Origin of the sequence: Ornithinibacillus bavariensis, assembly GCF_050433565.1 — a bacterium.
GTDB lineage: Bacteria > Bacillota > Bacilli > Bacillales > Amphibacillaceae > Ornithinibacillus > Ornithinibacillus bavariensis.
The window spans coordinates 91,780-114,361 of sequence record NZ_JBNPWZ010000003.1; the positions used below are offsets into that span (position 1 = coordinate 91,780).

Below are 22,582 nucleotides of genomic sequence, written 5' to 3' on the forward strand. Positions count from 1 at the left end.
ATGTTCATCACTCCAGCATGATAACGGTATGAGACCGACGGGGATTAGCCCGTACTCTGGTTTAGCTTTCCATGGTTCTTATTTAGAATTTCTTTCAGCCTAAGGAAATTCCTCTCTTTAAATCGAGTGCCATGTACTCATAACCTTCAACGTGATAATTCATATAGATAGCGATATTATAGTTAACTTTTAATCAAAAGTCAATGTTCACGAATCATGATATAACTATGCTTTATTACCACCTTTAAAACAGTTAAAGCAGGAACAGCAAGTATCATACCTAATACGCCACCAATTTTTCCACCTAGCAATAAAACAAATATAATCACAACAGGATGGATGCGCGTGCTCTTCCCCATAATATATGGTGATAGGAAGTTGCTTTCAATTAATTGAATAGCAAAAACACTTATTAGAACAAAGACAACCATTTTCCCGGATACGGTTAGGGCAATTAAGACAGCGGGAACTGCACCAATAATTGGGCCAAAGTAAGGAACCATATTCATTAGCCCCATAAAGATAGCAAGTAAAAGTGCATAGTTTAACCCAAGTAATTGGAAAATAATATAAGTTGTTATTGCGACAAAAAGACAAATTAACAGCTGTCCACGAATATAGTTACCTAATCCTTCATCAACAGCATGCACTAGATTACTTGAGGCTTCTTGGTATTTTCTCGGAATGAATCGCTTTGTATATTCTTTTATTTTCTCATAGTCCTTTAAAAAATAAAAAACCAAAACTGGTATTACAGTCAATATAATGATAAAATCAAATATTTTTGTAATACCACCAATTAACTTTCCAATCGTTGAATCAATCGACTGCTCAACAGCTTGAATCGTTTCATCCATTTTGTCGTGTACGGTCTCAGGTAAAAAAGAGGTTGATTCATATACTTGATAAATTGCATCTTGGTACATTGCAACTAATTGTGGCAAGTATTCATTTAAGTCCCTTAATTGTAAGACAAATGTAGGGTATACACGATAAATGAGATAACCGACCCCTCCAAAAAACAATAGATAAATAAATAATATAGCAATACTTCTCGGAATATTGTAAGCGTTAATTTTTTGAACAATTGGATATAACAAGTAGGCGATTAGGCATGCGATGAGAAACGGTGCCAGTAAATGCCAGATAAAAGAAAAAAAAGCTTTATAATAAGGAAAAAGCTTTACTAAAAGAAAAATAAAGAGAAATACAAAGATTCCCGTAATAATCCAGTAGAGAAAATTAGTTGGTTTTTTTTGTAAAAACATATGGTACACCCCTTAGCATGAGTTTCTAGTTCGAACTAAAGGATTACCATTCTACCTTTCTCTCTTCCTCCGTAAATAAATCATTCAAGGAGCTTAGGCTACCATCTGCTTCTACTTGATGAACCGTTAATTCATTACCTGTAACAGACATTTCTACAAAACAATTCCAACAATAGAATTGCTGGGTACCAATTTTTCCGATATCTTTACTACTACAATTTGGGCATCGCATTAACATAATATCTCTCCTAGTAAATATGATAGGTATTATGTTATGCTTTCCCGTTTTTCCCAAAATATACCTAATCACATGAAATCATAGGGAGAAATATCTTCTTCTTCAATCTCATTACTATTTTGGGAGATTGGCATCTCTAGTAATCTTTCAGATAGTTGTTCTTTAAGCGATGTAAAGCGTTTATTTGTATCTAATTTTTTAATACCGTGTAGAAATGCTTGTTTTTCACCACAAATTATTAAGGATTGCTTTCCCCTAGTAATTGCTGTATACAGAAGGTTTTTCCGAAGCATTCGGTGATAAGTCGATACGACTGGCAGAATGACAATAGGAAATTCACTGCCTTGTGATTTATGAATAGAGATACAGTAGGCATGCATTAAATTAATATAATCTTTACGTTCGTACACTACCTCTCGATCATCAAACGATACGACAAGCTGTTCGACATGGTCTGTGTTCTCATCTTCTTCAAAAATCGCTACAACCTCGCCGATATCACCGTTGAATACTTGATCCTCTGGTTGATTAACAAGCTGGATAACTTTATCACCAACTCTTAAAACAATATCATTTACTTTTACTTCTCTTTTCCCTTTACTTTTTGGATTAATTAAATCCTGTAGAGCTTTATTAATTAATGTAATACCTGCCTCTGTTTTATACATTGGAGCAAGCACCTGAATATCTCGTACATCTAGACCTTTTTGTATCGCTTTCTCAAAAACTTGGGTGATCACCTTGACAACATGGTTCTCACGACAGGCAATAAAGCTAAAATCCTTGTCATTTTGCAATAGGTCAATAGTACAACTATCATTTTTTATTGCATGTGCTAGTTGAATAATTTTAGAGCCTTCCTTTTGCCGATATACTTCGTGTAGACTAACCTTAGGTATTCGATTATTTTCAAGCAAATCACTTAGGACCTGCCCAGGGCCAACTGATGGAAGCTGATCTTCATCACCAACAATTAGAACCTGCATATCATTTGGGATAGCTTTAAATAATTGGTTGGCCAGCCATATATCCACCATTGAAAACTCATCAATGATTAAGAACTTCCCATCGAGTTGATCATGCTCATCCTTCTCAAAACTCTCACTACCATTCCATCCTAAAAGTCGATGAATTGTCAGTGCAGGAAGGCCTGTAGATTCGTGGAGTCGTTTTGCTGCTCTTCCAGTTGGTGCAGCTAACACAAATGGAAAATCTGCCCGATGTTCATAGGAAGTTGGATCAATAGATACACGGTGAATTTTAGCATATGCCTGAATAATACCTTTTATAACAGTGGTCTTTCCCGTCCCAGGTCCACCAGTTAAAATCATCAGCTTCGATTTTAATGCTTGTTCAATGGCATGAAACTGCTCTTTTCCATAGCTTAAAACCTCTTCTTCTTCAATATCACCGATGATTTTCATAAGGTCGGCAAGTGTTGTCTCCTCTTCGATTTGATTAGAGACTAGACGCTGAACACTAGATGCAAACCCGTCCTCAGCATAATATAAGGAAGGTAAATAGACGTTTCCATGTTGAAGGATAACCTTCTTTTCTTTATTTAATTCGGAAAGCACATCCGTTATTTGCTCTTCAGATATTGCTTGTTCTGGGTTCCTTAGTAATACTCCAACCTCTTGGAGGCACTGTGCTAAAGGCAAATAGACATGTCCATCTTGTACACTACGTTGCAGGATATAGATACATCCTGCTCCAATCCGGTTTGGGTTAGATAACGATTGTCCATTCTTCTTCGCAATCATATCTGCTGTTTGGAACCCGAAACCCTCGATATCGAACACAAAACAATAAGGATCTTTTTGTAACAATTCTATTGTTTCGTCTTTATATTTATCATAAATCTTTTGAGCCATTCTTAATCCGATATTATACTTAGCTAGATAAACCACTACATGTTCAAAGCCTTGATTTTCCTGTAAAGTTTTTACGATGGTCTCTCGTGCCTCTTTTTTTAATCCTGGTACTTCCGATAGAATGTTAGGGTTATTTAAGATTTTGGAAACTGCTGTTTCCCCCAAATGCTCGACTATTTTTTTTGCTGTTTTTTTTCCGATTCCATAGAACATATCACTAGATAAATAGGAAATAAGTCCTTCTTTTGTATCAGGAATAACCGTATGATAGGATGCTACACTAAACTGTATCCCAAATTTAGCATGTCGTTCCAGTTTTCCAAAAAATTGATAAACTGTTCCTTCCTGCAAACTTGAAAAATAACCCTTCACCACAACTTCCTTCTCGTTGTATTCTAAATTGGTCCCATGTACTTTAACCTTCGCAATGGAGAAATGCTCGATATCATTTTGGAAAATAGTATAAAGGAGCTCTCCTTTTATGAACTCCGAATCTATATTTTGATTATCCTCCATTTTCTATCCCTCACATTCCAGTCTCCTTGGAATTTAATGCTTCTTCGGCTATTCGTTTCCCATTCGCAGCAAGCACATGCGTAGGTTCATTTTCTAATGCCCGGTTAAAATACTCTAATGCTTTTATCACATCTTCTTCAAATAGAGAAATTACTCCTAAATTATATAAAGCATCACAATGTTTACTATTGATATTTAGCACAGCGTGAAACACTTCTTTTGCATCCCCTAATAACTCACTTTGAGCTAATGCAAGTCCGTATTGGAATAAGACTTCTTCATCCTCAGGGGATAACTCTTTTGCTCTAAGTAAATATGGGAGTGCAAGTTTGAATTGTTGCTGATTTTGATGAGACATACCAAGCATAAAAAATACATCCGCTTCCTCAAGGCCATTTTTAATTGCATGTAAAAAGTTCTTCTGTGCCTTTGGATAATCTTCGAGCTCATAGTAAAGGTTACCCAGTCCATAGTAAGCTGTTGCAGACTTTTCATCTAGCGAAAGAGCCTTTTCGAAAAAGCTCTTCGCATGATCCATATCACCCAGATGTAATAGTAAATTCCCAAAATTGATAAATCCTAAAGGATCAGCTGGATTTTCTTCAATGTAATCATTAAATAATCTTGCAGCTTCCTCGTATTTGTGTTCCTTCATTAAAGCTACTGCACTTGCAATCTTGCTCATTTTTTTACTCCTTTATTAACACGATTAATAAAAAATTGCGATAGACTATGGGTTTATACTGTTTAGCAATAACTCAGGGTAGTCTATTCGCAATTTAAGAATTCATTTAACCGACATAATCCAATTCTTTACCTTGTTTCAACACTTTATCTATTGTTCCTCCACCGAGGCAAACTTCTCCATCATAAAAGACTACTGCTTGACCAGGGGTTATGGCACGTTGACTTTCATCGAAGACTACACGTACATTGCCATCTTCTAATACATGCACGGTTACACCACTGTCTTCTTGACGATAACGGAACTTCGCTGTACATGAAAATGTTTCTTTCACATCATTCGGATTAATCCAATTTAAATCTGTTGCGATAAGTTCATCAGAATATAGGTTTTCATTATGATAGCCTTGCTCAACATATAACACATTTTCTGTTAAGTTTTTTCCTACTACAAACCAAGGATCTCCTGAACCACCAATTCCTAGACCTTGCCTTTGACCAATTGTATAATACATTAGTCCATCATGCTTCCCTTTTATAACCCCTTCCAATGTCATCATTTCACCTGGCTGAGCTGGTAAATATTCACTCAAAAATTCCTTAAAGTTTCGTTCGCCAATAAAGCATATGCCTGTACTATCCTTTTTCGTTGCAGTTGCAAGGCCATGTTCACTAGCAATCTCACGTACCTTTGATTTTGGTAAATGCCCTAATGGGAACATTACTTTTTCTAATATGTCACTAGACAATTGATTTAAAAAATAGGTTTGATCCTTATTAGAATCCACACCACGAAGCATTTCATATTTTCCGTTATGCTCTCTAACTTGTGCATAATGTCCTGTTGCTAGGTAGTCAGCACCTAAATCGAGTGCGTAATCAAGAAATGCTTTAAATTTAATTTCTTTATTACACATGACATCTGGATTTGGAGTTCTTCCCGCTTTATATTCGTCCAAGAAATACGTAAACACTTTGTCCCAGTATTGTTTTTCAAAATTAACCGAGTAATACGGAATATCCAATTGATTACAAACCCGAACGACATCTTCAAAATCCTCTGTTGCCGTACAAACTCCAAATTCATCCGTATCATCCCAGTTTTTCATAAAAATACCTACAACATCATATCCTTGTTCCTTTAAAAGAAGTGCTGCTACAGATGAGTCGACACCTCCACTCATTCCGACAACAACACGTATATCCTTATTATTTTTCATGGTAACCACCTTACTTTAATAGACGTCTAACAATTTTTGCAACGCGATGAGCAGCTTCTTCTACATTTTCCGTCGTATTGGCAGCACCAAAACTAAAACGAATCGAATTCGTTGTACAGGCATTATTTTCACCATAAATAGCTGACAATACATGAGACGGTTCAACAGAACCAGCAGTACAAGCACTACCACTTGAAGCTGCCACTCCCGATAAGTCAAAGTTTGTTAGTAATTTTTCAACATTTGTACCTGGAAAACTAATATTAACAATAGAGGCTATCGTGCTCTCAATATCCCCATTAACTTGAAACTCTATATTTTCCTCTTTTAAAACACTTAAAAATTGCTGCTTAAACCCTTCATATGCTTTATTACGATATTCTCTTTCTTCAAGCATAATTTCGACAGCGGTCATAAATCCTACTACACCTACTACATTTTCAGTTCCAGGGCGACGTTTACGCTCTTGTTCTCCTCCAAATTGTAGGGCGTTTAGTTTGATACCTTCTCTTACATATAGAAAACCAATTCCTTTTGGTCCATTTATTTTATGGGCAGAGGTTGACAATAAATCTACACCTAAATCATTTACGTCAATATCGAGAAGGCCATAAGCCTGTACTGCATCCGTATGAAGATATGCTTGATGGTCTTTGAGAATCTCACCAATTTCTTTGATTGGTTGAACAATTCCCGTTTCATTATTAACGTACATGATGGAAACAAGTATTGTTTCATCTGTTAGTGCATTTTTCAGATCCTCGACAGATATTTTACCATCCTTATATACAGGTAAATACGTAACCTTAAAGCCTTCTTTTTCTAAATACTCGGCAGTATGAAGTGTAGCATGGTGCTCCTGAACAGTTGTTATAATATGATTTCCTTTATCTCGATTAGCCAATGCTGTACCGATTAACGCTAGATTATCTGCTTCTGTTCCACCACTAGTAAAGATGATTTCTTTTTCTCCTGCCTGAATACTACTTGCAATCACACGTCTTGCACCATCAAGTAATTGACGTGCTTTTCGTCCAAAAGCATGTACACTGGAGGGGTTTCCGAATACCTCTTGATATATTGGCATCATCGCATGAATAACTTTTTCATGCATTGGAGTAGTTGCAGCATGGTCTAAATAAATATGTTCCAATTTTTTTCGTCCTTTCTAACTCATCTAGGCTATAGCTTATCCCACGGCCTAAATATAAAACATATATCCTTTTAATGAATCATCAGAATCATGGTTTATTAGGTCTTCAAGTGTTGTTGTATCTAACACTTCCTTAACCGCTTCTGTTACTCGTCTCCATAATGCTTGTTTTGCTGGCTCCTCATCCTCGATTCCCTCCACTAATACGATAGGTCCTTCTAAAACCCGGATGATATCTCCTGCACTTATTTCCTTAGGATCCTTTGGTAGAACATAACCTCCATAAGCACCACGGATACTCTTAATTAGCCCTGCATTGCGAAGTGGTGCAGCCAATTGCTCTAAATAATGCTCTGATAAATCATTTTCCCGAGCAATCGTCTTTAGGGGAATTGGACCTTCGCCATAAGATCGAGCTAATTCAATCATTATTGTTAAGCCATAACGGCCTTTCGTTGATATTTTCATATCGGTAACTCCTCTATCCTTACGTAACTACGTATATTTTATCTATTATTACTATACCATTATCACCAAAAACATGGAAACAGATGATATGATATCATATAGATTGCAAATTACAAATTTCGCAATTACGATATGAATACTAAGCTACTATTTTAAACAAAGGACGAGAAAAATGAAACAAAAACCACTTGCCTTTCGAATGCGACCAACAAATATATCGGAAATAATTGGACAAGAGCACCTAGTAGGTGAAGGAAAAATTTTAAATCGAATGGTTCAAGCGGAGAAGCTTGCATCAATGATCCTCTATGGACCTCCTGGCACAGGAAAAACTTCTCTGGCTACCGCTTTAGCAAAGAGTTTACAATTACAAGTTCGAATGCTGAATGCTGTCGTTGATAAGAAAAAAGATATGGAGATTGTGGTAGAAGAAGCAAAGATGTCTGGAAATATGGTTTTAATATTAGATGAGGTACATCGACTGGACAAAGCAAAACAAGACTTTTTACTTCCACATTTAGAAAGTGACCTAATTACGTTAATTGGTTGTACGACAAGTAACCCATATCATGCAATCAATCCTGCCATTCGAAGTCGGTGTCATATCTTTGAATTGCATGCATTAACTCCGGATGATGTAAAAAAAGCGATTATGAGAGCACTTTCCGATAAAGATAAAGGTTATGGGGCTTTTTCAATTAATATCACGGATGATGCACTCGAACATTTTTCAAGAAGCTCTGGCGGAGATATGCGTGCTGCCTTGAATGGATTAGAATTAGCAGTAGCTTCTACTCCTAAAACAGAAGATGGAGAAATTATCATTGATTTAGCAATTGCTGAAGAATGTATGCAGCGGAAGAGCTTCTCCCATGACAGGGATGGTGATGCACATTACGACGTATTATCAGCCTTTCAAAAGTCCATACGTGGTAGCGATGTTGATGCCGCTCTTCACTATTTAGGTAGATTAATTGAAGCTGGAGATTTAGATTCTATCGCTAGAAGGATGATTGTCATCGCTTATGAGGACATAGGTTTAGCTAATCCACAAGCTGGTCCACGAGCCGTTGCTGCTGTTGAAGCTGCGGAGCGATTGGGATTTCCGGAAGCACGTATACCATTAGCAGTCGCCATTGTCGAGCTATGCTTATCACCTAAATCCAATTCTGCATATCAAGCGCTTGATGCTGCTCTAGCAGATATTCGAACAGGTAGATCTGGAGAGATTCCAAACCATTTAAAGGATTCCCATTATGTGGGGGCAAAGAGCCTAGGAAGAGGAATTGATTATAAATATCCTCATGACTTCCCTAACGGTTGGGTTTCCCAGCAATATTTACCAGACGCCATCAAGAGCAAGCAATATTATCATCCAAAAGAAACAGGAAAATTCGAAAAGGCTATGAAACAAGTGTACGAAAAAATAGTGAAAGAGAAAAAGAATCATAACTAAAGAGGTATAAAAAAATCTTCTCCAGTCCAAACTATAGGAAAAGGAAACAATGGTTAAAAAGTCGGGTTCATGAAACTTTCTATCTAACGAACTGACTTTTTTGGCACACATTTTACTAGTTAAAATCTATTGTTTTAATTCTGGTAGCTATTGGAAAAGGAGATGAAACAATTATGACAAAGGTAAGACAAGATGCATGGTCACATGAAGATGACCTATTACTTGCTGAAACTGTTTTACGTCATATTCGTGAAGGTAGTACACAATTAAACGCTTTTGAGGAAGTTGGAGACAAACTAAATCGAACCTCTGCAGCATGCGGATTTAGATGGAATGCAGAAATAAGGAAAAAATATATCAATGCCATTGATTTAGCGAAGAGACAACGAAAAGAAAAGAAGCGAGCATTGGAAAAGGCAAGAAAAGCAAGCAGATCAACTATCGTGAGTTTTCAGCCAAACTATGAATCAAGATCAGACCAAGAGGAAAGCATAATTCCAGTTGCGGCTGAATCTACAATCACATTAGAAACTGTTATACAGTTCCTAAATCAATTAAAGAAAGACTATTATGCTTCCAATCAATCAAAAGTATCTTATGAACAAGCACAGCGTGAGAATGTCATGTTGAAAGAAAAAATTGCGAAGCTTGAGAAACAGCTTTCTGACACAGAAAGAGAGCTAGAGACGATTCAAGAAGATTATAAAGTATTCGTTCAAATCATGGATCGCGCAAGAAAAATGACGGTACTAGAAGACCAAGGAACGTTTAAAGCTCCAGCATTTCGCATGGACAAGAATGGAAATCTAGAACAAATTGCACAAGGATCGAATTAACATTTAGAAAAAGGATGCCAACGCATTCTTTTTCTGCTTTTTATGGATATAGAGCTAGTCCCATTGTATTATTCATTTTCCTATGGTGGTATAGTTCTTCTATAAAATTCATTTAGTTCTGGAATTATGGTTGGAATGATGTTTACAGCCCTTGTATAATTCATTTTGCTCCGGTATTACGCTTGAAATGATGTTTAGAGCCTCTGTAAAGTTCATTTTGCTCTAGAATTACGGTTGAAATGATGTTTAGAGCCTCTGTAAAGTTCATTTTGCTCAGAAATTACAGTTGAAATGACGTTTAGAGCCTCTATAAAATTCATTTTGCTCTAGAATTACGATTAAAATGATGTTTAGAGCCCTTGTAAAGTTCATTTTGCTCCGGTATTACGGTTGAAATGATGTTTAGAGCCTCTGTAAAGTTCATTTTGCTCTAGAATTACGGTTGAAATGACGTTTAGAGCCTCTATAAAATTCATTTTGCTCCGGTATTACGCTTGAAATGACGTTTAGAGCCTTTGTAAAATTCATTTTGCTCTGAAATTATTTTAGTGCTTCTATAGAATTCACTTTTCCCAGGAAATATGGTTCGAATGATTTATAGTACCACTTCAAAATTCAATTGCCGAACAACTGAAAAATGATTTACTACCCCTAGTAAAAACAAGTTTTCATCTTTACAGACGAAAACTTGTTTTTTCTTATGTATGGTATCAATCCCAATGATGCCGTCTATGCCTAAGTTTTGATCCCGCTTCTTCGCAGGTGGGTGCCTTGCTTCATATTTTATACGTCCCCAGTTCCCAATAAGTACGAGGCATGTATGCCATATGAAAACAATCAGGCTCCTATATCTAAAACTGTTCGGTCAAAACGTATTTGATAGACTAACATCTTAGGATTGATCATGTCGTAATGCATTACGTTTGTAGAATAATCTTACCACAGCATACAATCTGTATTCAACAACCGTTTTATGAAGTGTTCGTTACAACTGTTACATTTTTTCAACATCTAATTAGTTTAGTCATAATTAGCTATTCAGGCGAATAGATAATTCTGTTAGCTGTGCTTCACTCACTTCACTCGGTGCATCTGTCAGTGGATCTGAAGCAGAGGCTGTTTTCGGGAAAAGGATTGTATCCCGTAAGTTACTGCGACCTGTTAGTAACATAACGATTCGGTCAAGTCCTAAGGCAATACCACCATGAGGAGGTGCTCCATACTCTAATGCATCGAGGAGGAATCCGAATTGTTCTTCTGCCTCTTCTCGGGTAAATCCGAGTACCTTAAACATCTCATCCTGTTGTTCACGTTTATAGATTCGTAATGATCCCCCGCCAAGTTCATAGCCATTCAACACGAGGTCATATGCGTTTGCACGTACACTAGCAGGATCCGTTTCTAGCTTTTCGATATCTTCTTCAAATGGCATGGTAAATGGGTGATGTGCTGCAAAATATCGGCCAAGCTCTTCATCGTATTCCAGTAATGGCCAATCTGTAATCCATAGGAAATTATATTTACTTTCATCAATCAGACCTAGCTCTTTTCCAAGCTTTAGGCGTAAAGCACCGAGACTATCATATACGACAGATGTTTTATCTGCTACGAAAAGTAATAAATCTCCCTCTTCTGCTGCAGCACTTTCTAAAATGCCTTTCTTTTCCTCTTCGGTAATAAATTTAGCTATAGGACCTTTTAATTCGTTAGCTTCAACTTTTAACCATGCTAAGCCTTTTGCACCGTAAACATTCACAAATTCTGTTAGTTTATCAATGTCTTTACGAGAGAAGTTTGCCGCTTCCCCTTTTACATTTAATAAGCATACCTTCCCACCGCTAGCAATTGCACCTTGAAATACCTTGAAATCAGAATTTGCTAGAACTGTAGAGACTTCGATTAGTTCAAGGCCAAAGCGAGTATCCGGCTTATCTGAACCGAAACGTTCCATTGCTTCTTGATATTTCATTCGAGGTAGTGGTAACTCAATATAGACATTGTTAACCTCTTTCAAGACTTTTTGCATCATTCGTTCAGTCATTGTCATAATTTCATCACTAGTTAAGAATGATGTCTCAATATCAATTTGTGTAAATTCAGGCTGTCGATCTGCACGAAGGTCCTCATCACGGAAGCAGCGAGCAATTTGATAATATTTTTCGAAACCACTCATCATAATTAACTGCTTAAATAATTGCGGTGATTGAGGCAATGCATAAAACTCACCCGGATGAACACGACTAGGTACTAAATAATCACGTGCTCCCTCTGGCGTACTCTTTGTTAAAATAGGAGTTTCCATTTCTAGGAAGCCTTCATCATTTAAAAAGTTACGTACAACCTGTGTAATTTGATGACGTTTTTTAAAAGTTTCTTGTAATGGACTTCGTCGTAAATCGAGATAACGATATTTTAAGCGCAGATCCTCTGCGACATCTGTCTCATCCTGTATGAGAAACGGTGGGTTATTCGATTTATTAAGAACACTTACTTCTGTAGCAATAACTTCTACTTTTCCTGTTTCCATTAACGGATTGATTGTATTTTCATCGCGTAAAATTACTTGACCCTTTACTTCAATGACATATTCACTACGTACTGTTTCTGCTACAGCTAATGCCTCTTCATGATTCGGATTAAATACCACTTGTACTACCCCTGATCTATCACGTAAATCTATAAAGATTAAACCGCCTAAATCGCGTCGTTTTTGTACCCAGCCTTTTAACATTATGCTTTTTTCAACATCAGTTTCTCTTATTGTTCCCGCGAGCACTCTTTCACTCATGTCCTACTCCTCCTAGAAGATTTTCTTTCATGGTGGTTACTAACTGATCCAGAGGCACTTCTGTCTGTTCACCAGTTGCCATATTCTTAACGTTAACCACTCTATTCTTTAATTCATCTTCACCTAATACCAATACAAATTTAGCTTTATATCTGTCAGCCGCTTTAAATTGTGCCTTGAATTTTCGTCCTTGATAATCTTGATCGACTTGAATACCATTCTTACGTAATTCATGAACAATGCGAACTGCCTCTTTTTTGACATTTTCACCCATGGATACAAGGTAACAATCCAGTTGATCATCAAGAGGTATCTCAACATTTTCCGCTTCAAGCGCTAATAACAAACGCTCCATTCCCATTCCAAAGCCCATTCCTGGTGTGTTTGGTCCACCTAGCTGTTCAACAAGCCCATTATATCGTCCTCCACCAGCAAGTGTTGTTATAGCTCCAAAGCCCTCTGCCTCACTCATGATCTCAAATGCCGTATGATTATAATAGTCTAAACCACGCACTAAATTAGGATCAACGACATATTCAATTCCCATAACATCTAAATAAGCCTTTACTTGTTCAAAATATTCCCTGGATTCATCATTCAAATACTCAAGAATCGATGGAGCTGTCTTCATCGCAGGATGTTCTCTATCGACCTTACAATCTAAGATGCGCAATGGGTTTTGTTCTAGTCGGGATTGACAGTCCTTGCACAGTTCTTCTTTATGTGGTGTAAAGTGCTTAATTAATGCCTCTCGATAGTTTTTTCTACTCTCTTTGTCTCCAAGCGAATTAATAACCAGCTTTAAAGAAGAGAGTCCAAGCTCTCGATAAACAGTCATTGCTAAATCAATAACCTCTGCGTCTACGGCAGGATCTTCACTACCCATAACCTCCACACCAAACTGATTTAACTGACGCATTCTTCCGTGCTGTGGACGTTCATAGCGAAACATTTGCATAAAATAATATAATTTTACTGGTTGGTTGGGATCACCAAATAATTTATTTTGGACAAATGCTCGTGTTACAGCTGCTGTTCCTTCTGGACGAAGCGTTAGACTTCTACCACCTCGATCAAGAAAGGTATACATTTCCTTTTGTACAATGTCCGTTGATTCCCCAACACCACGTGCAAATACTTCTGTATGTTCAAACAAAGGAGTACGTATTTCTTCAAAATGATACGTTTCGCAAATTCCCTTTATTTTATTTTCAACGTACTGCCATTTTTGAGATTCCTTTGGAAGGATATCAGCCGTACCTCTTGGCGCATTAATATTCATTTTTCATGCCTCCTCAATCTATGTATTCAATTAAAAAATGGTATAAAAAAACTCCCATCCCTATAAAAAGGGACGAGAGTTTACCCGCGTTGCCACCCTAGTTAATGCATAAATGTGCATTCTCTTTTCACAGTTAACGCCTGCAAAACGTCTATACCTACTAGCAATTTTACGTTCGATACAGATCCTCTGGAATGTCTTTCACTAGGTTGTCATGCAAAATGCTTTCAGCCTAAGGCATTTTGTCTCTTATCATGCAAATAACTAGCTACTCTTTCCTTCATTGGAATTTTATTAATGTTTGAATGAATATTATCATAATGTTTCAAGAAGCACTTGTCAAGTGCGATTAATCTTTTTCTTTAAAGCTTTCACTTCACCTAATGAAATTCCTAACTCTTGGGCAATTTCCATATGACCTGCAGAACCCTCTAATTCCAAAAATCGATGTAAATTAACGCCTAATATATCCCGGCTATTAGTTGCATTCCAATGTTTTTCATGATATCGCATTGACTCTTTTCCTCCTTTTTCTATCACTAGCTTTGCCTATTTTGACTTTATTTATTAAAATAGAAAACGAAACATTGAACGGCTAGGAGGAATATTTTTTGCGCATCCATAGAATTATCGCACTAACACTTTGTTTAATATTATTAACAATACATTCAACTGTAATTGCCCAAGGCACTACCGCTATCGTTACACAGGATAATTTAAATGTTCGAAGTGGACCAGGGACAAACTATGATAGAATTGGGCAGCTAAATACAAATGAAACTTATCCCATTCTTACACAGCAAGATGGCTGGGTAGAGATGCAATTAGACGGTTTTTCAGGTTGGGTCAGTACAGACTATATAAGCATACAAGGTCATAATGCAAATCAATCGGAAGAAACGATGGCGGAATCAGACAACCGTACCATAGTCATTAGTCAGGACAAGACTCAAATTAGAAATGGACCTTCTACCGAAAATGACATTGTTTCCCTAGCAAACAAAGGACAAGCCTTCGATGTGATCGGAGAGACAGATGAATGGTTAAAGGTAAAATCAGAAGAAGTAGAAGGCTATGTATATAAAAAGTTAATTGATGCAACAAAAGGCAGAACTTTTACAGGTCTAAAAGGAAAAACAATCGTACTGGATCCTGGTCATGGTGGTGATGACTCGGGTGCTATTGGTGCCAATGACACCTTAGAAAAGAACATCACATATAAAACAGCCGAGGGCTTAGCAGAAGAGTTAACAATGCTTGGTGCAGAGGTTATTCTGACACGTGATCAAGAAACATTCGTATCCTTATCCAGTCGTGCTAATATGGCCAACGTTTTTGATACAGATGCATTTATTAGTCTGCATTATAACAGTGTGCCAGATATTCCAGATGCAACTGGAATCAGTACCTATTATTTTCATGAACAATTCAAACCGCTTGCCAATTACATTCAACAAGAACTGATTAAAGAAACCGGAGATCGGGATCGTTTAGCAGAATACGGTGACTTTCAAGTAATTAGACAAAATTTAAAACCAGGTGTACTTATCGAACTTGGATTTATTTCCAACCCTGAAATCGAACAACTATTATTAACTAACGCCTATCAAAAAAAGTTGGTTAGTGGTATAGTAAATGGTTTACAGCGGTATTTCGCGGGGCAGTAAGATGTCCCGTTTATCTTTTTCCCTCCAAAGGTATATCTAGAAATTTTAAATATTTTTCAGATTCAAATTCTTTATATACTCTTATGAAATTAACCTCAAAAGATGGATACGGGCTTAACTCTTCTTTTACTGCAGCCTCCATGTCTATCAGCTCTTGATGGGTCATTCCATATGCTGTTTTCCCTAGTGTCATGTGAGGGATATAATCATCTAGCTCATAGTATTGCTTAATTAATTCAGCACTTGGAGCGACTACTTGAACAATTTTGTAATGTAATTCTACTAATTCAACTGATTCTACACTTAAAAAAAGGATATTATCAAAGAAAAACTTCGGATCTTCCACCCTTATTCGAAACGGATGGAAATTTTCACATACATTTATAATATTTGCTAACCACTCTTCACTAGCGGTTAAACCTCCTTGTGCTTTCAGCGTAATATGTGGCTCGACTACTTTATTAATTCGATGATTCGGCCACCTACCTCGAAATGCTATTAATTTATCTTTAAAAGATTCAGGTGGTACTATACCGATAAAATATTGCATTATTGCCCCTCCTTATTCCGCACATGTGATAATTAATTTACAACAGGTATTTCTTTTGGTTTTAAACTTAACACACCATTCAGCTATTGACTTACACTGATTTAATATATTTAAGTTATTTTACCGCAATCAGCAATAGTAAAAAAAACATAAAGCGATTTAGCGATGGAATTTATTTTCTTATAAGTCATTATTCCAGATGTTCAATAATCCGAATGAAATTAAAATACCAAGATTGTCATATAGACGTGTCTATAATATAGGCTTTAGGGTGCCAGCACGTAAACGTAAACTTGGTTTTTTGAAATTAATTTTTTAGATCTATGCAAATAAACTCTTTTTAGGGTTTTAGTAATTTGAGTCCATTAGATTCCAGCTATTAGACTCAAATTGAGGTTTTTTTGAATTTAAGTCCATTAGACACCAGCTATTAGACTCTAATACGATTTTTCATGAATTTAAGTCCATTAGACATCGGCTATTAGACTCTAATCGAGATTTTCATGAATTTAAGTCCATTAGACACCGGCTATTAGACTCTAATCGAGATTTTCATGAATTTAAGTCCATTAGACATCGGCTATTAGACTCTAATCGAGATTTTTTTGAATTTAAGTCCATTAGACATCAGCTATTAGACTCTAATCGAGATTTTTATAAATTTAAGTCCATTAGACACCAGCTATTAGACTCTAATCGAGATTTTCATGAATTTAAGTCCATTAGACATCGGCTATTAGACTCTAATCGAGATTTTCATGAATTTAAGTCCATTAGACATCGGCTATTAGACAAATATAATGATTTTAATAAAAAATTGTTCATTAGACCTTCAATCTAATGAACAATAACAATGTCCCTTTATTTTTCCTTACTATCTATAATCAATGTAACTGGTCCTACATTTGTCAACTGTACATCCATCATTGCTCCAAATGAGCCAGTTTCTATGGTTATTCCTTCATCGGCTATTAATTGATTAAACTGCTCATATAGGGTATTTGCCTGATCTGGTTTGGCGGCCTGCATGAAGTTCGGTCTTCTGCCTTTACGTGTATCTCCATATAAGGTGAACTGGGAAATTGACAGGATTTCGCCATCAACATCCTTTAAGGATAAATTCATTTTTTCATTTTCATCCTCGAACACTCTTAAATTCACAATTTTATTTACTAAATATTTTGCATCCTCGATTGTATCTTCGTGGGTTACTCCAAGTAATACGACAAAACCATTTTCGATTTGACCAACTATTTCCTGATTCACGGTTACCTTCGCATCACGTGCTCGTTGAATTACTGCTTTCACCTTTTCCGACTCCTTTTTCGGTTTTTTCTAAGAAAAAAGAGGTTGTCCCCTATTTGAGAGTTTACGTTATTGTAAACATCTTCATATTGTGGCAGCCTCTTAATTTATCGTACGTGTTACAGCATATACATCTTTTATTTGTTTAATTCTTTCAACAATTTTCCGTAAATGATTCGTATTATTAATCAGGATGGTAATTTGAATAATTGCCATCTTGTTACGATCAGATCGTCCCGTTACATGCGTGATATTTGTTTTTGTCTCATTCACTGCCTGTAAGACTTCATTAAGTAAACCTCTTCGGTCATAACCAGAAATTTCCAAATCAACATGATATTGTTTTTGAGATTGATCACTTTCCCATTCTACATGTAGAAGTCTGTCTTGTGCTTCTTCACTTTGAACATTAGGGCAGTCGGTACGATGTACGGAGACTCCACGCCCCTTCGTAATATAACCGACAATATCATCACCAGGAACCGGACTACAGCATTTGGATAATCTTACGAGAAGGTTGTCTACGCCTTCTACGATAACTCCTGAATCCTTCTTATGTCTCTTCGTTTCTTTATATTCGGTTTTAGTCCCTTCTAATGTCTGGGCAAGATCTTGTTCCATTTGCCGTTTTTGACGAATTTTATCTGTCAACCTTGTTGCAACAAGGGCGGCTGTGATCCCTTGATAGCCTACCGCAGCATATAAATCATCTTCTGATGTAAAATTAAACCGCTCATAGACTCGCTTAAGATTTTCTTCTGTTAGGGCTTCCTTTGGTTCAATATTTAGTCCTCGTATTTCTTTTTCAACTAAATCCTTACCTTTAACAATATTTTCATCACGACGTTGTTTCTTGAAGAATGCTTTTATTTTATTTTTTGCCTGTGAGGTTTGTGTAATTTTCAACCAATCCTGGGATGGCCCATAGGAATGTTTAGAAGTTAATACATCCACGATATCGCCATTTTTCAACTCATAATCTAATGGCTCCATCTTACCATTTATCTTTGCACCAATCGTTTGGTTACCTATCTCTGTATGAATTCGGTAGGCAAAGTCTAGAGGAACCGACCCAGAAGGAAGCTCAATCACATCCCCTTTTGGTGTAAATACATAAACCATATCAGAGAATAAATCAATTTTTAATGATTCTACAAATTCTTCAGCATCATGTGTCTCATTTTGCCATTCTAGGATTTCACGAAACCAGGTTAACTTTTCTTCAAAGGATTTTTTATCTTTATTAACAGGTTTTCCTTCTTTATAAGCCCAGTGTGCGGCAATCCCATATTCTGCAATTTCATGCATTTCCTTTGTACGAATTTGCACCTCTAATGGATCACCTTTTGGACCAATTACCGTTGTATGCAGGGACTGATATAGATTTTGCTTTGGCATAGCGATATAATCTTTAAATCTGCCGGGCATCGGCTTCCAACACGTATGGATAATTCCCAGTACCGCATAACAATCCTTAATACTATTAACGATAATACGGACTGCTAGCAAATCATAAATCTCATTAAACTGCTTGTTTTGTTTCACCATTTTTTGGTAAATACTGTATAGATGCTTTGGACGGCCAGAAATTTCAGCATCTATATGGACTTCTCTTACTTGCTTAGTAACCTCGCCAATTACTTCTTCTATATAGGATTCCCTCTCATTACGCTTCTGCTTCATGAGCTGAACAATACGATAATATTGTTGAGGATTTAAATAGCGTAAAGCCGTATCCTCCAGTTCCCATTTTATAGTTGATATTCCAAGACGATGTGCTAATGGGGCAAAAATTTCTAATGTTTCATTTGCTTTTTCGCGTTGTTTTTCAGGCGGTAAATGCTTTAATGTTCGCATATTATGCAATCGGTCTGCTAATTTAATTAGGATAACTCGTATATCTCTTGCCATTGCAACGAACATTTTTCGATGATTTTCAGCTTGCTGGGCTTCTCTTGATTTATATTTAATTTTTCCTAATTTTGTTACTCCATCTACTAGCATGGCTACTTCTTGATTAAATTCTTCTTCAATCATTTCGGTAGTTACATCAGTATCCTCAACTACGTCATGCAAAAAGCCACCTGCTATGGTTTCAGGGTCCATTTTTAAGTCAACCAATATTCCCGCTACCTGAATAGGGTGAATAATATATTCTTCACCTGATTTACGATATTGATCCTTGTGGGCTACTTTTGCATATTCGTATGCTCGCATGATAAAACTGATATCTTCCTCTGAAAGATACTGCCGAGCTTTCTCTATAATTGAATCGATTGTTATATTGTCACTTTTTCCCATATTATCACCTTTGACCTGAAGAGGATACTTTCTTTCTAGTATCGAAAAAATATTACAAAAAGTAAAGTAAAACTTATTACAATAGGTCTGATGAAAGCACTATTTCACCAGACCCTATGTCGCATTAATATTTCATTAAGGTTAAAACATCATAGTCTTTTAGTTTTGCTAGACCATCTAGATATGTTAGCTCTATTAAAAATGCACATCCAACAACGATACCGCCTAATTCTTCAACAAGCTGAATCGTGGCTTCAATCGTACCACCTGTTGCAAGTAAGTCATCCGTTATTAACACACGCTGTCCTGGTTTAATGGCATCCTTGTGAATGGTTAATACATTCTTCCCATATTCTAAACCATAATCCACTTTAATAACCTCTCGTGGTAGCTTGCCTTCCTTTCGTACTGGTGCAAAACCTACCCCAAGTGCATAGGATACTGGACACCCAACAATAAATCCTCGTGCCTCTGGCCCTACAACAAGATCAATATCCTTTTCTTTGGCAAATTCTACAATTTCATCTACAGCTGATTTAAATGCCATGCCATTGTCCATTAATGGAGTAATATCCTTAAATTCAATGCCTTTCTTTGGCCAATCATTTACAATTTTAATATATTTCTTATAATCCATGGGTTACTTCCTCCTTGAGATAATCCGTTTGTCCCATACATTCATTAAACCAGTTTACTAATTCGTCATAGGTTGCATAATACAGTGCCTTTTCAACCTTTCCTTGCTTGACACGATTTTGATAAACTATTGCTTCTTGAAGATCCTTTTTTTGAGGTGATTTATTAAGGTGAATAATTCCATCTTTAATCTTAACAAATTCAAGCTCTGAAAACACGTTTAACATAAAGAGTAAAGAATCCCTTGACCAGCCTTTTGCTTGTAAAATTTTCTGTTGTTCTTGCCCTAAATCGAGCTTTTCTCTCTTCCAAATCAATGAATATAACCATTTGAAGTCTTCACGGGAAGGAAAATGAGATAGGTAAACACTATGTTCCACATAAAAGCATACATGTATACATAAAGGCTTTACCTTATGTATGATAGTTTTTAAGTCATCGAGGTCATTTGGTAAATCAGTTAGATAGAGAACCTCAACTTGTTCACTTACATTTATTGCTTGCTCATAGGATAATTGGGTAATTTCAGTAGGAGCTTTATCGTGTTCTTGATGTGTATACAATAACAAATGCTTTTCAAATTGATTCATATAGATAGAGAAATCAATTTGTTTTTTTCCACGATGATCGAACAGCTGCCAGTCATCAATTCGCATATCTTCAATTATTATCTGTGGTTTTCGAATCCCGTTCCACTCATTGATTCCCAGCTCACCTACTACTGATAATTTAGCGCTAGGTGAAATATGGGCAGCTAAATCACCCATGCCAAAAGCAATACCCTCTAAAGAGCTAGCTTGATTTTTGAACATCAACTTTAAGTGTTTCTTCATATTTCCTAGCTGACGAATATCTGTTGGTTGATGTTTAATATGAAACTTCGGCTTTGGATTTGCCATCCCAAATGGGGCTAAGTGCTTCATTTCCTCAATTAATGCTTCATTAATATCTTCTATTTCAAGTGATTTACTAACATATATTTCCTGTTTAAAATCATCTGGTGTCAATTGCTCTTGAATGATAGCGTCCAATGCTTGCTCCAATTTACTGACATTTTCCACTGGTAATGTCATACCTGCTGCTTGTGAGTGGCCACCAAAATGGGTGAACAACTCCTTCACATTCATACAGTTTTGAAATAAATCGAATGCGGGTATACTTCGAGCAGATCCTTTAGCTGTACCATTTTCTTCATTAATACGAAGGACGATAGCTGGACGATCATACTTTCGAACAAGGCTAGATGCTACAATTCCAAGCACACCTTCATTCCAACCTTCTTTTGCTACAACAATTACACCTTTATTTGTATCGATTTGCACCGTTTCTTCTACTTCTTTTACGATTGTAGCAACAATCTTTTGCCGATCCTGATTTAGTGACTCCACTATTTTGGCAAGCTCTTCAGCTTCATCCTTTTCAGCAGTCATGAGCAGTTGAACAGCTAAATCAGCATCTTGAAGCCTTCCAACAGCATTCAATCTTGGGCCTATTAAAAATCCAACATCTTCTTCTGTAGTATTTCCTTCCATATTACATAGCTTTTTTAATGCGACTAAGCCAGCTCTCTTTGTAACACTTATTTGTCGTAGGCCATAATAGGCTAATATTCTATTTTCGCTTTCCAAGGGAACTAAATCTGCAATCGTTCCTATTGCAACTAAATCTAAAAATTGCTCTGGAAAATATCCGAGTAGGCTTTGGGCGAATTTAAAAGCAACTCCTACACCAGCAAGCTCCTTAAATGGATAATTTGGTGAGCATTTTGGATGAATTATAGCAAATGCATCTGGTAACTTTTCCTGTGGTTCATGGTGATCAGTAATAATTAAGTCAATCCCAAGCTCTTTTGCTACTGCGGCTTCATGAACAGAAGCAATCCCAGTATCAACTGTAATAATTAGGGTGTATCCATTTTCATAAGCAGCTCGAAATGCTAATTCATTAGGACCATAACCTTCTGTAAAACGGTTAGGAATATAGAAATCACAATCTGCTCCAAGCTCTTGTAATGCTTGTATTAAAACTGTTGTAGAGCTGACACCATCAGCATCGTAATCACCATATACTAGTATTTTTTCATTCGCTTTAATTGCTTGATGTACACGTTCTGTAGCTATGTCTATTGCTGACAATTGGAGTGGATCAATCAAGTTTTCGATGGAAGGGTTAAGAAATGAATGTGCCTCTTCCAAAGTCTGTATTCCTCGTTGTAATAACAGCTCTTGTATCACGGGGGATAATTCTGTTCCATCATCCATCCACTGTTGCGTAGTACCATTTTGTTTGGCAAATTTCCAATTTGCTTTACTTCGTAACATAATTTCACCCCTGACTAAT

18 protein-coding genes, 1 other RNA gene and 2 other annotated features (1 of these 21 cut by a window edge) are annotated in these 22,582 nt (G+C 36.6%); of the genes, 3 read left to right on the forward strand and 16 right to left on the reverse strand.

From position 1 onward, the window contains the following. Window positions 1-159 (reverse strand) — a binding site (T-box leader) (it extends 49 nt beyond the left edge of the window). Window positions 160-200: 41 nt separating this feature from the next. The 7 genes from HNR27_RS07290 to cymR form a co-directional block, all read right to left on the reverse strand. Next, the gene (locus HNR27_RS07290) at window positions 201-1,268 is read right to left on the reverse strand and encodes an AI-2E family transporter (protein WP_429339261.1); all 1,068 of its coding nucleotides are present in this window, start codon (window positions 1,266-1,268) and stop codon (window positions 201-203) included. A gap of 43 nt (window positions 1,269-1,311) precedes the next feature. Further along, window positions 1,312-1,500 carry a hypothetical protein gene (locus tag HNR27_RS07295; protein ID WP_029191194.1) on the reverse strand — a complete coding sequence of 63 codons (189 nt, stop codon included), beginning with the start codon at window positions 1,498-1,500 and terminating at the stop codon, window positions 1,312-1,314. A gap of 74 nt (window positions 1,501-1,574) precedes the next feature. Further along, window positions 1,575-3,896 (reverse strand): SF1B family DNA helicase RecD2, encoded by a 2,322-nt coding sequence (gene recD2 / locus HNR27_RS07300; protein ID WP_429339262.1) that lies wholly within the window; start codon window positions 3,894-3,896, stop codon window positions 1,575-1,577. Between the two features lie 10 nt (window positions 3,897-3,906). Then, window positions 3,907-4,581 carry a tetratricopeptide repeat protein gene (locus HNR27_RS07305; RefSeq protein WP_429339263.1) on the reverse strand — a complete coding sequence of 225 codons (675 nt, stop codon included), beginning with the start codon at window positions 4,579-4,581 and terminating at the stop codon, window positions 3,907-3,909. Between the two features lie 106 nt (window positions 4,582-4,687). Further along, the gene (gene mnmA, locus HNR27_RS07310; protein WP_429339264.1) at window positions 4,688-5,800 is read right to left on the reverse strand and encodes a tRNA 2-thiouridine(34) synthase MnmA; all 1,113 of its coding nucleotides are present in this window, start codon (window positions 5,798-5,800) and stop codon (window positions 4,688-4,690) included. 10 nt (window positions 5,801-5,810) lie between these two features. Next, window positions 5,811-6,953 (reverse strand): cysteine desulfurase family protein, encoded by a 1,143-nt coding sequence (locus tag HNR27_RS07315; RefSeq protein WP_429339265.1) that lies wholly within the window; start codon window positions 6,951-6,953, stop codon window positions 5,811-5,813. Between the two features lie 48 nt (window positions 6,954-7,001). Continuing rightward, entirely contained in the window at window positions 7,002-7,421 is a 420-nt protein-coding gene (gene cymR / locus HNR27_RS07320) for a cysteine metabolism transcriptional regulator CymR (protein WP_429339266.1), read from the reverse strand. 172 nt (window positions 7,422-7,593) lie between these two features. On the opposite strand from cymR, the gene HNR27_RS07325 reads away from it, so the two are divergent. Together HNR27_RS07325 and HNR27_RS07330 are read left to right on the forward strand one after the other, a co-directional pair. Continuing rightward, window positions 7,594-8,877 carry a replication-associated recombination protein A gene (locus HNR27_RS07325; RefSeq protein WP_429339267.1) on the forward strand — a complete coding sequence of 428 codons (1,284 nt, stop codon included), beginning with the start codon at window positions 7,594-7,596 and terminating at the stop codon, window positions 8,875-8,877. A gap of 173 nt (window positions 8,878-9,050) precedes the next feature. Next, window positions 9,051-9,713 carry an RsfA family transcriptional regulator gene (locus HNR27_RS07330; RefSeq protein ID WP_429339268.1) on the forward strand — a complete coding sequence of 221 codons (663 nt, stop codon included), beginning with the start codon at window positions 9,051-9,053 and terminating at the stop codon, window positions 9,711-9,713. Between the two features lie 709 nt (window positions 9,714-10,422). Here the strand turns inward: HNR27_RS07330 and ssrS are convergent. The 4 genes from ssrS to HNR27_RS07350 all read right to left on the reverse strand — a co-directional run bounded on the left by ssrS (window position 10,423) and on the right by HNR27_RS07350 (window position 14,296). After that, window positions 10,423-10,615, reverse strand: a non-coding RNA gene (gene ssrS / locus HNR27_RS07335) — 6S RNA. A 128-nt stretch (window positions 10,616-10,743) separates the two neighbouring features. After that, window positions 10,744-12,501: an aspartate--tRNA ligase gene (aspS, locus tag HNR27_RS07340; RefSeq protein ID WP_429339269.1), complete on the reverse strand. Its 1,758-nt coding sequence runs from the start codon at window positions 12,499-12,501 to the stop codon at window positions 10,744-10,746. Continuing rightward, a complete protein-coding gene (hisS, locus tag HNR27_RS07345) occupies window positions 12,494-13,783 on the reverse strand; it encodes a histidine--tRNA ligase (protein ID WP_429339270.1) in 1,290 nt (429 codons plus the stop codon). Before hisS ends, aspS begins: the two co-directional genes overlap by 8 nt. 65 nt (window positions 13,784-13,848) lie before the next feature. After that, window positions 13,849-14,076, reverse strand: a binding site (T-box leader). Between the two features lie 46 nt (window positions 14,077-14,122). After that, entirely contained in the window at window positions 14,123-14,296 is a 174-nt protein-coding gene (locus HNR27_RS07350) for a hypothetical protein (protein ID WP_429339271.1), read from the reverse strand. A 98-nt stretch (window positions 14,297-14,394) separates the two neighbouring features. On the opposite strand from HNR27_RS07350, the gene HNR27_RS07355 reads away from it, so the two are divergent. Continuing rightward, a complete protein-coding gene (locus tag HNR27_RS07355; RefSeq protein ID WP_429339272.1) occupies window positions 14,395-15,450 on the forward strand; it encodes an N-acetylmuramoyl-L-alanine amidase family protein in 1,056 nt (351 codons plus the stop codon). 10 nt (window positions 15,451-15,460) lie between these two features. Here HNR27_RS07355 and HNR27_RS07360 read toward each other — a convergent pair whose 3' ends face one another. From HNR27_RS07360 to recJ, 5 genes are all read right to left on the reverse strand, one after another. Beyond that, window positions 15,461-16,000 carry a 2'-5' RNA ligase family protein gene (locus tag HNR27_RS07360; RefSeq protein WP_429339273.1) on the reverse strand — a complete coding sequence of 180 codons (540 nt, stop codon included), beginning with the start codon at window positions 15,998-16,000 and terminating at the stop codon, window positions 15,461-15,463. A gap of 861 nt (window positions 16,001-16,861) precedes the next feature. Further along, the gene (dtd, locus tag HNR27_RS07365; protein ID WP_212921126.1) at window positions 16,862-17,308 is read right to left on the reverse strand and encodes a D-aminoacyl-tRNA deacylase; all 447 of its coding nucleotides are present in this window, start codon (window positions 17,306-17,308) and stop codon (window positions 16,862-16,864) included. A gap of 99 nt (window positions 17,309-17,407) precedes the next feature. Beyond that, window positions 17,408-19,606, reverse strand: coding sequence for a RelA/SpoT family protein (locus tag HNR27_RS07370; protein WP_429339274.1), 2,199 nt, complete (start codon window positions 19,604-19,606; stop codon window positions 17,408-17,410). Between the two features lie 124 nt (window positions 19,607-19,730). Further along, window positions 19,731-20,243, reverse strand: coding sequence for an adenine phosphoribosyltransferase (locus tag HNR27_RS07375; RefSeq protein WP_429339275.1), 513 nt, complete (start codon window positions 20,241-20,243; stop codon window positions 19,731-19,733). Then, a complete protein-coding gene (recJ, locus tag HNR27_RS07380; RefSeq protein ID WP_429339276.1) occupies window positions 20,233-22,563 on the reverse strand; it encodes a single-stranded-DNA-specific exonuclease RecJ in 2,331 nt (776 codons plus the stop codon). The genes HNR27_RS07375 and recJ overlap by 11 nt, the downstream gene beginning before the upstream one ends. Between the last annotated feature and the right edge of the window lie 19 nt (window positions 22,564-22,582).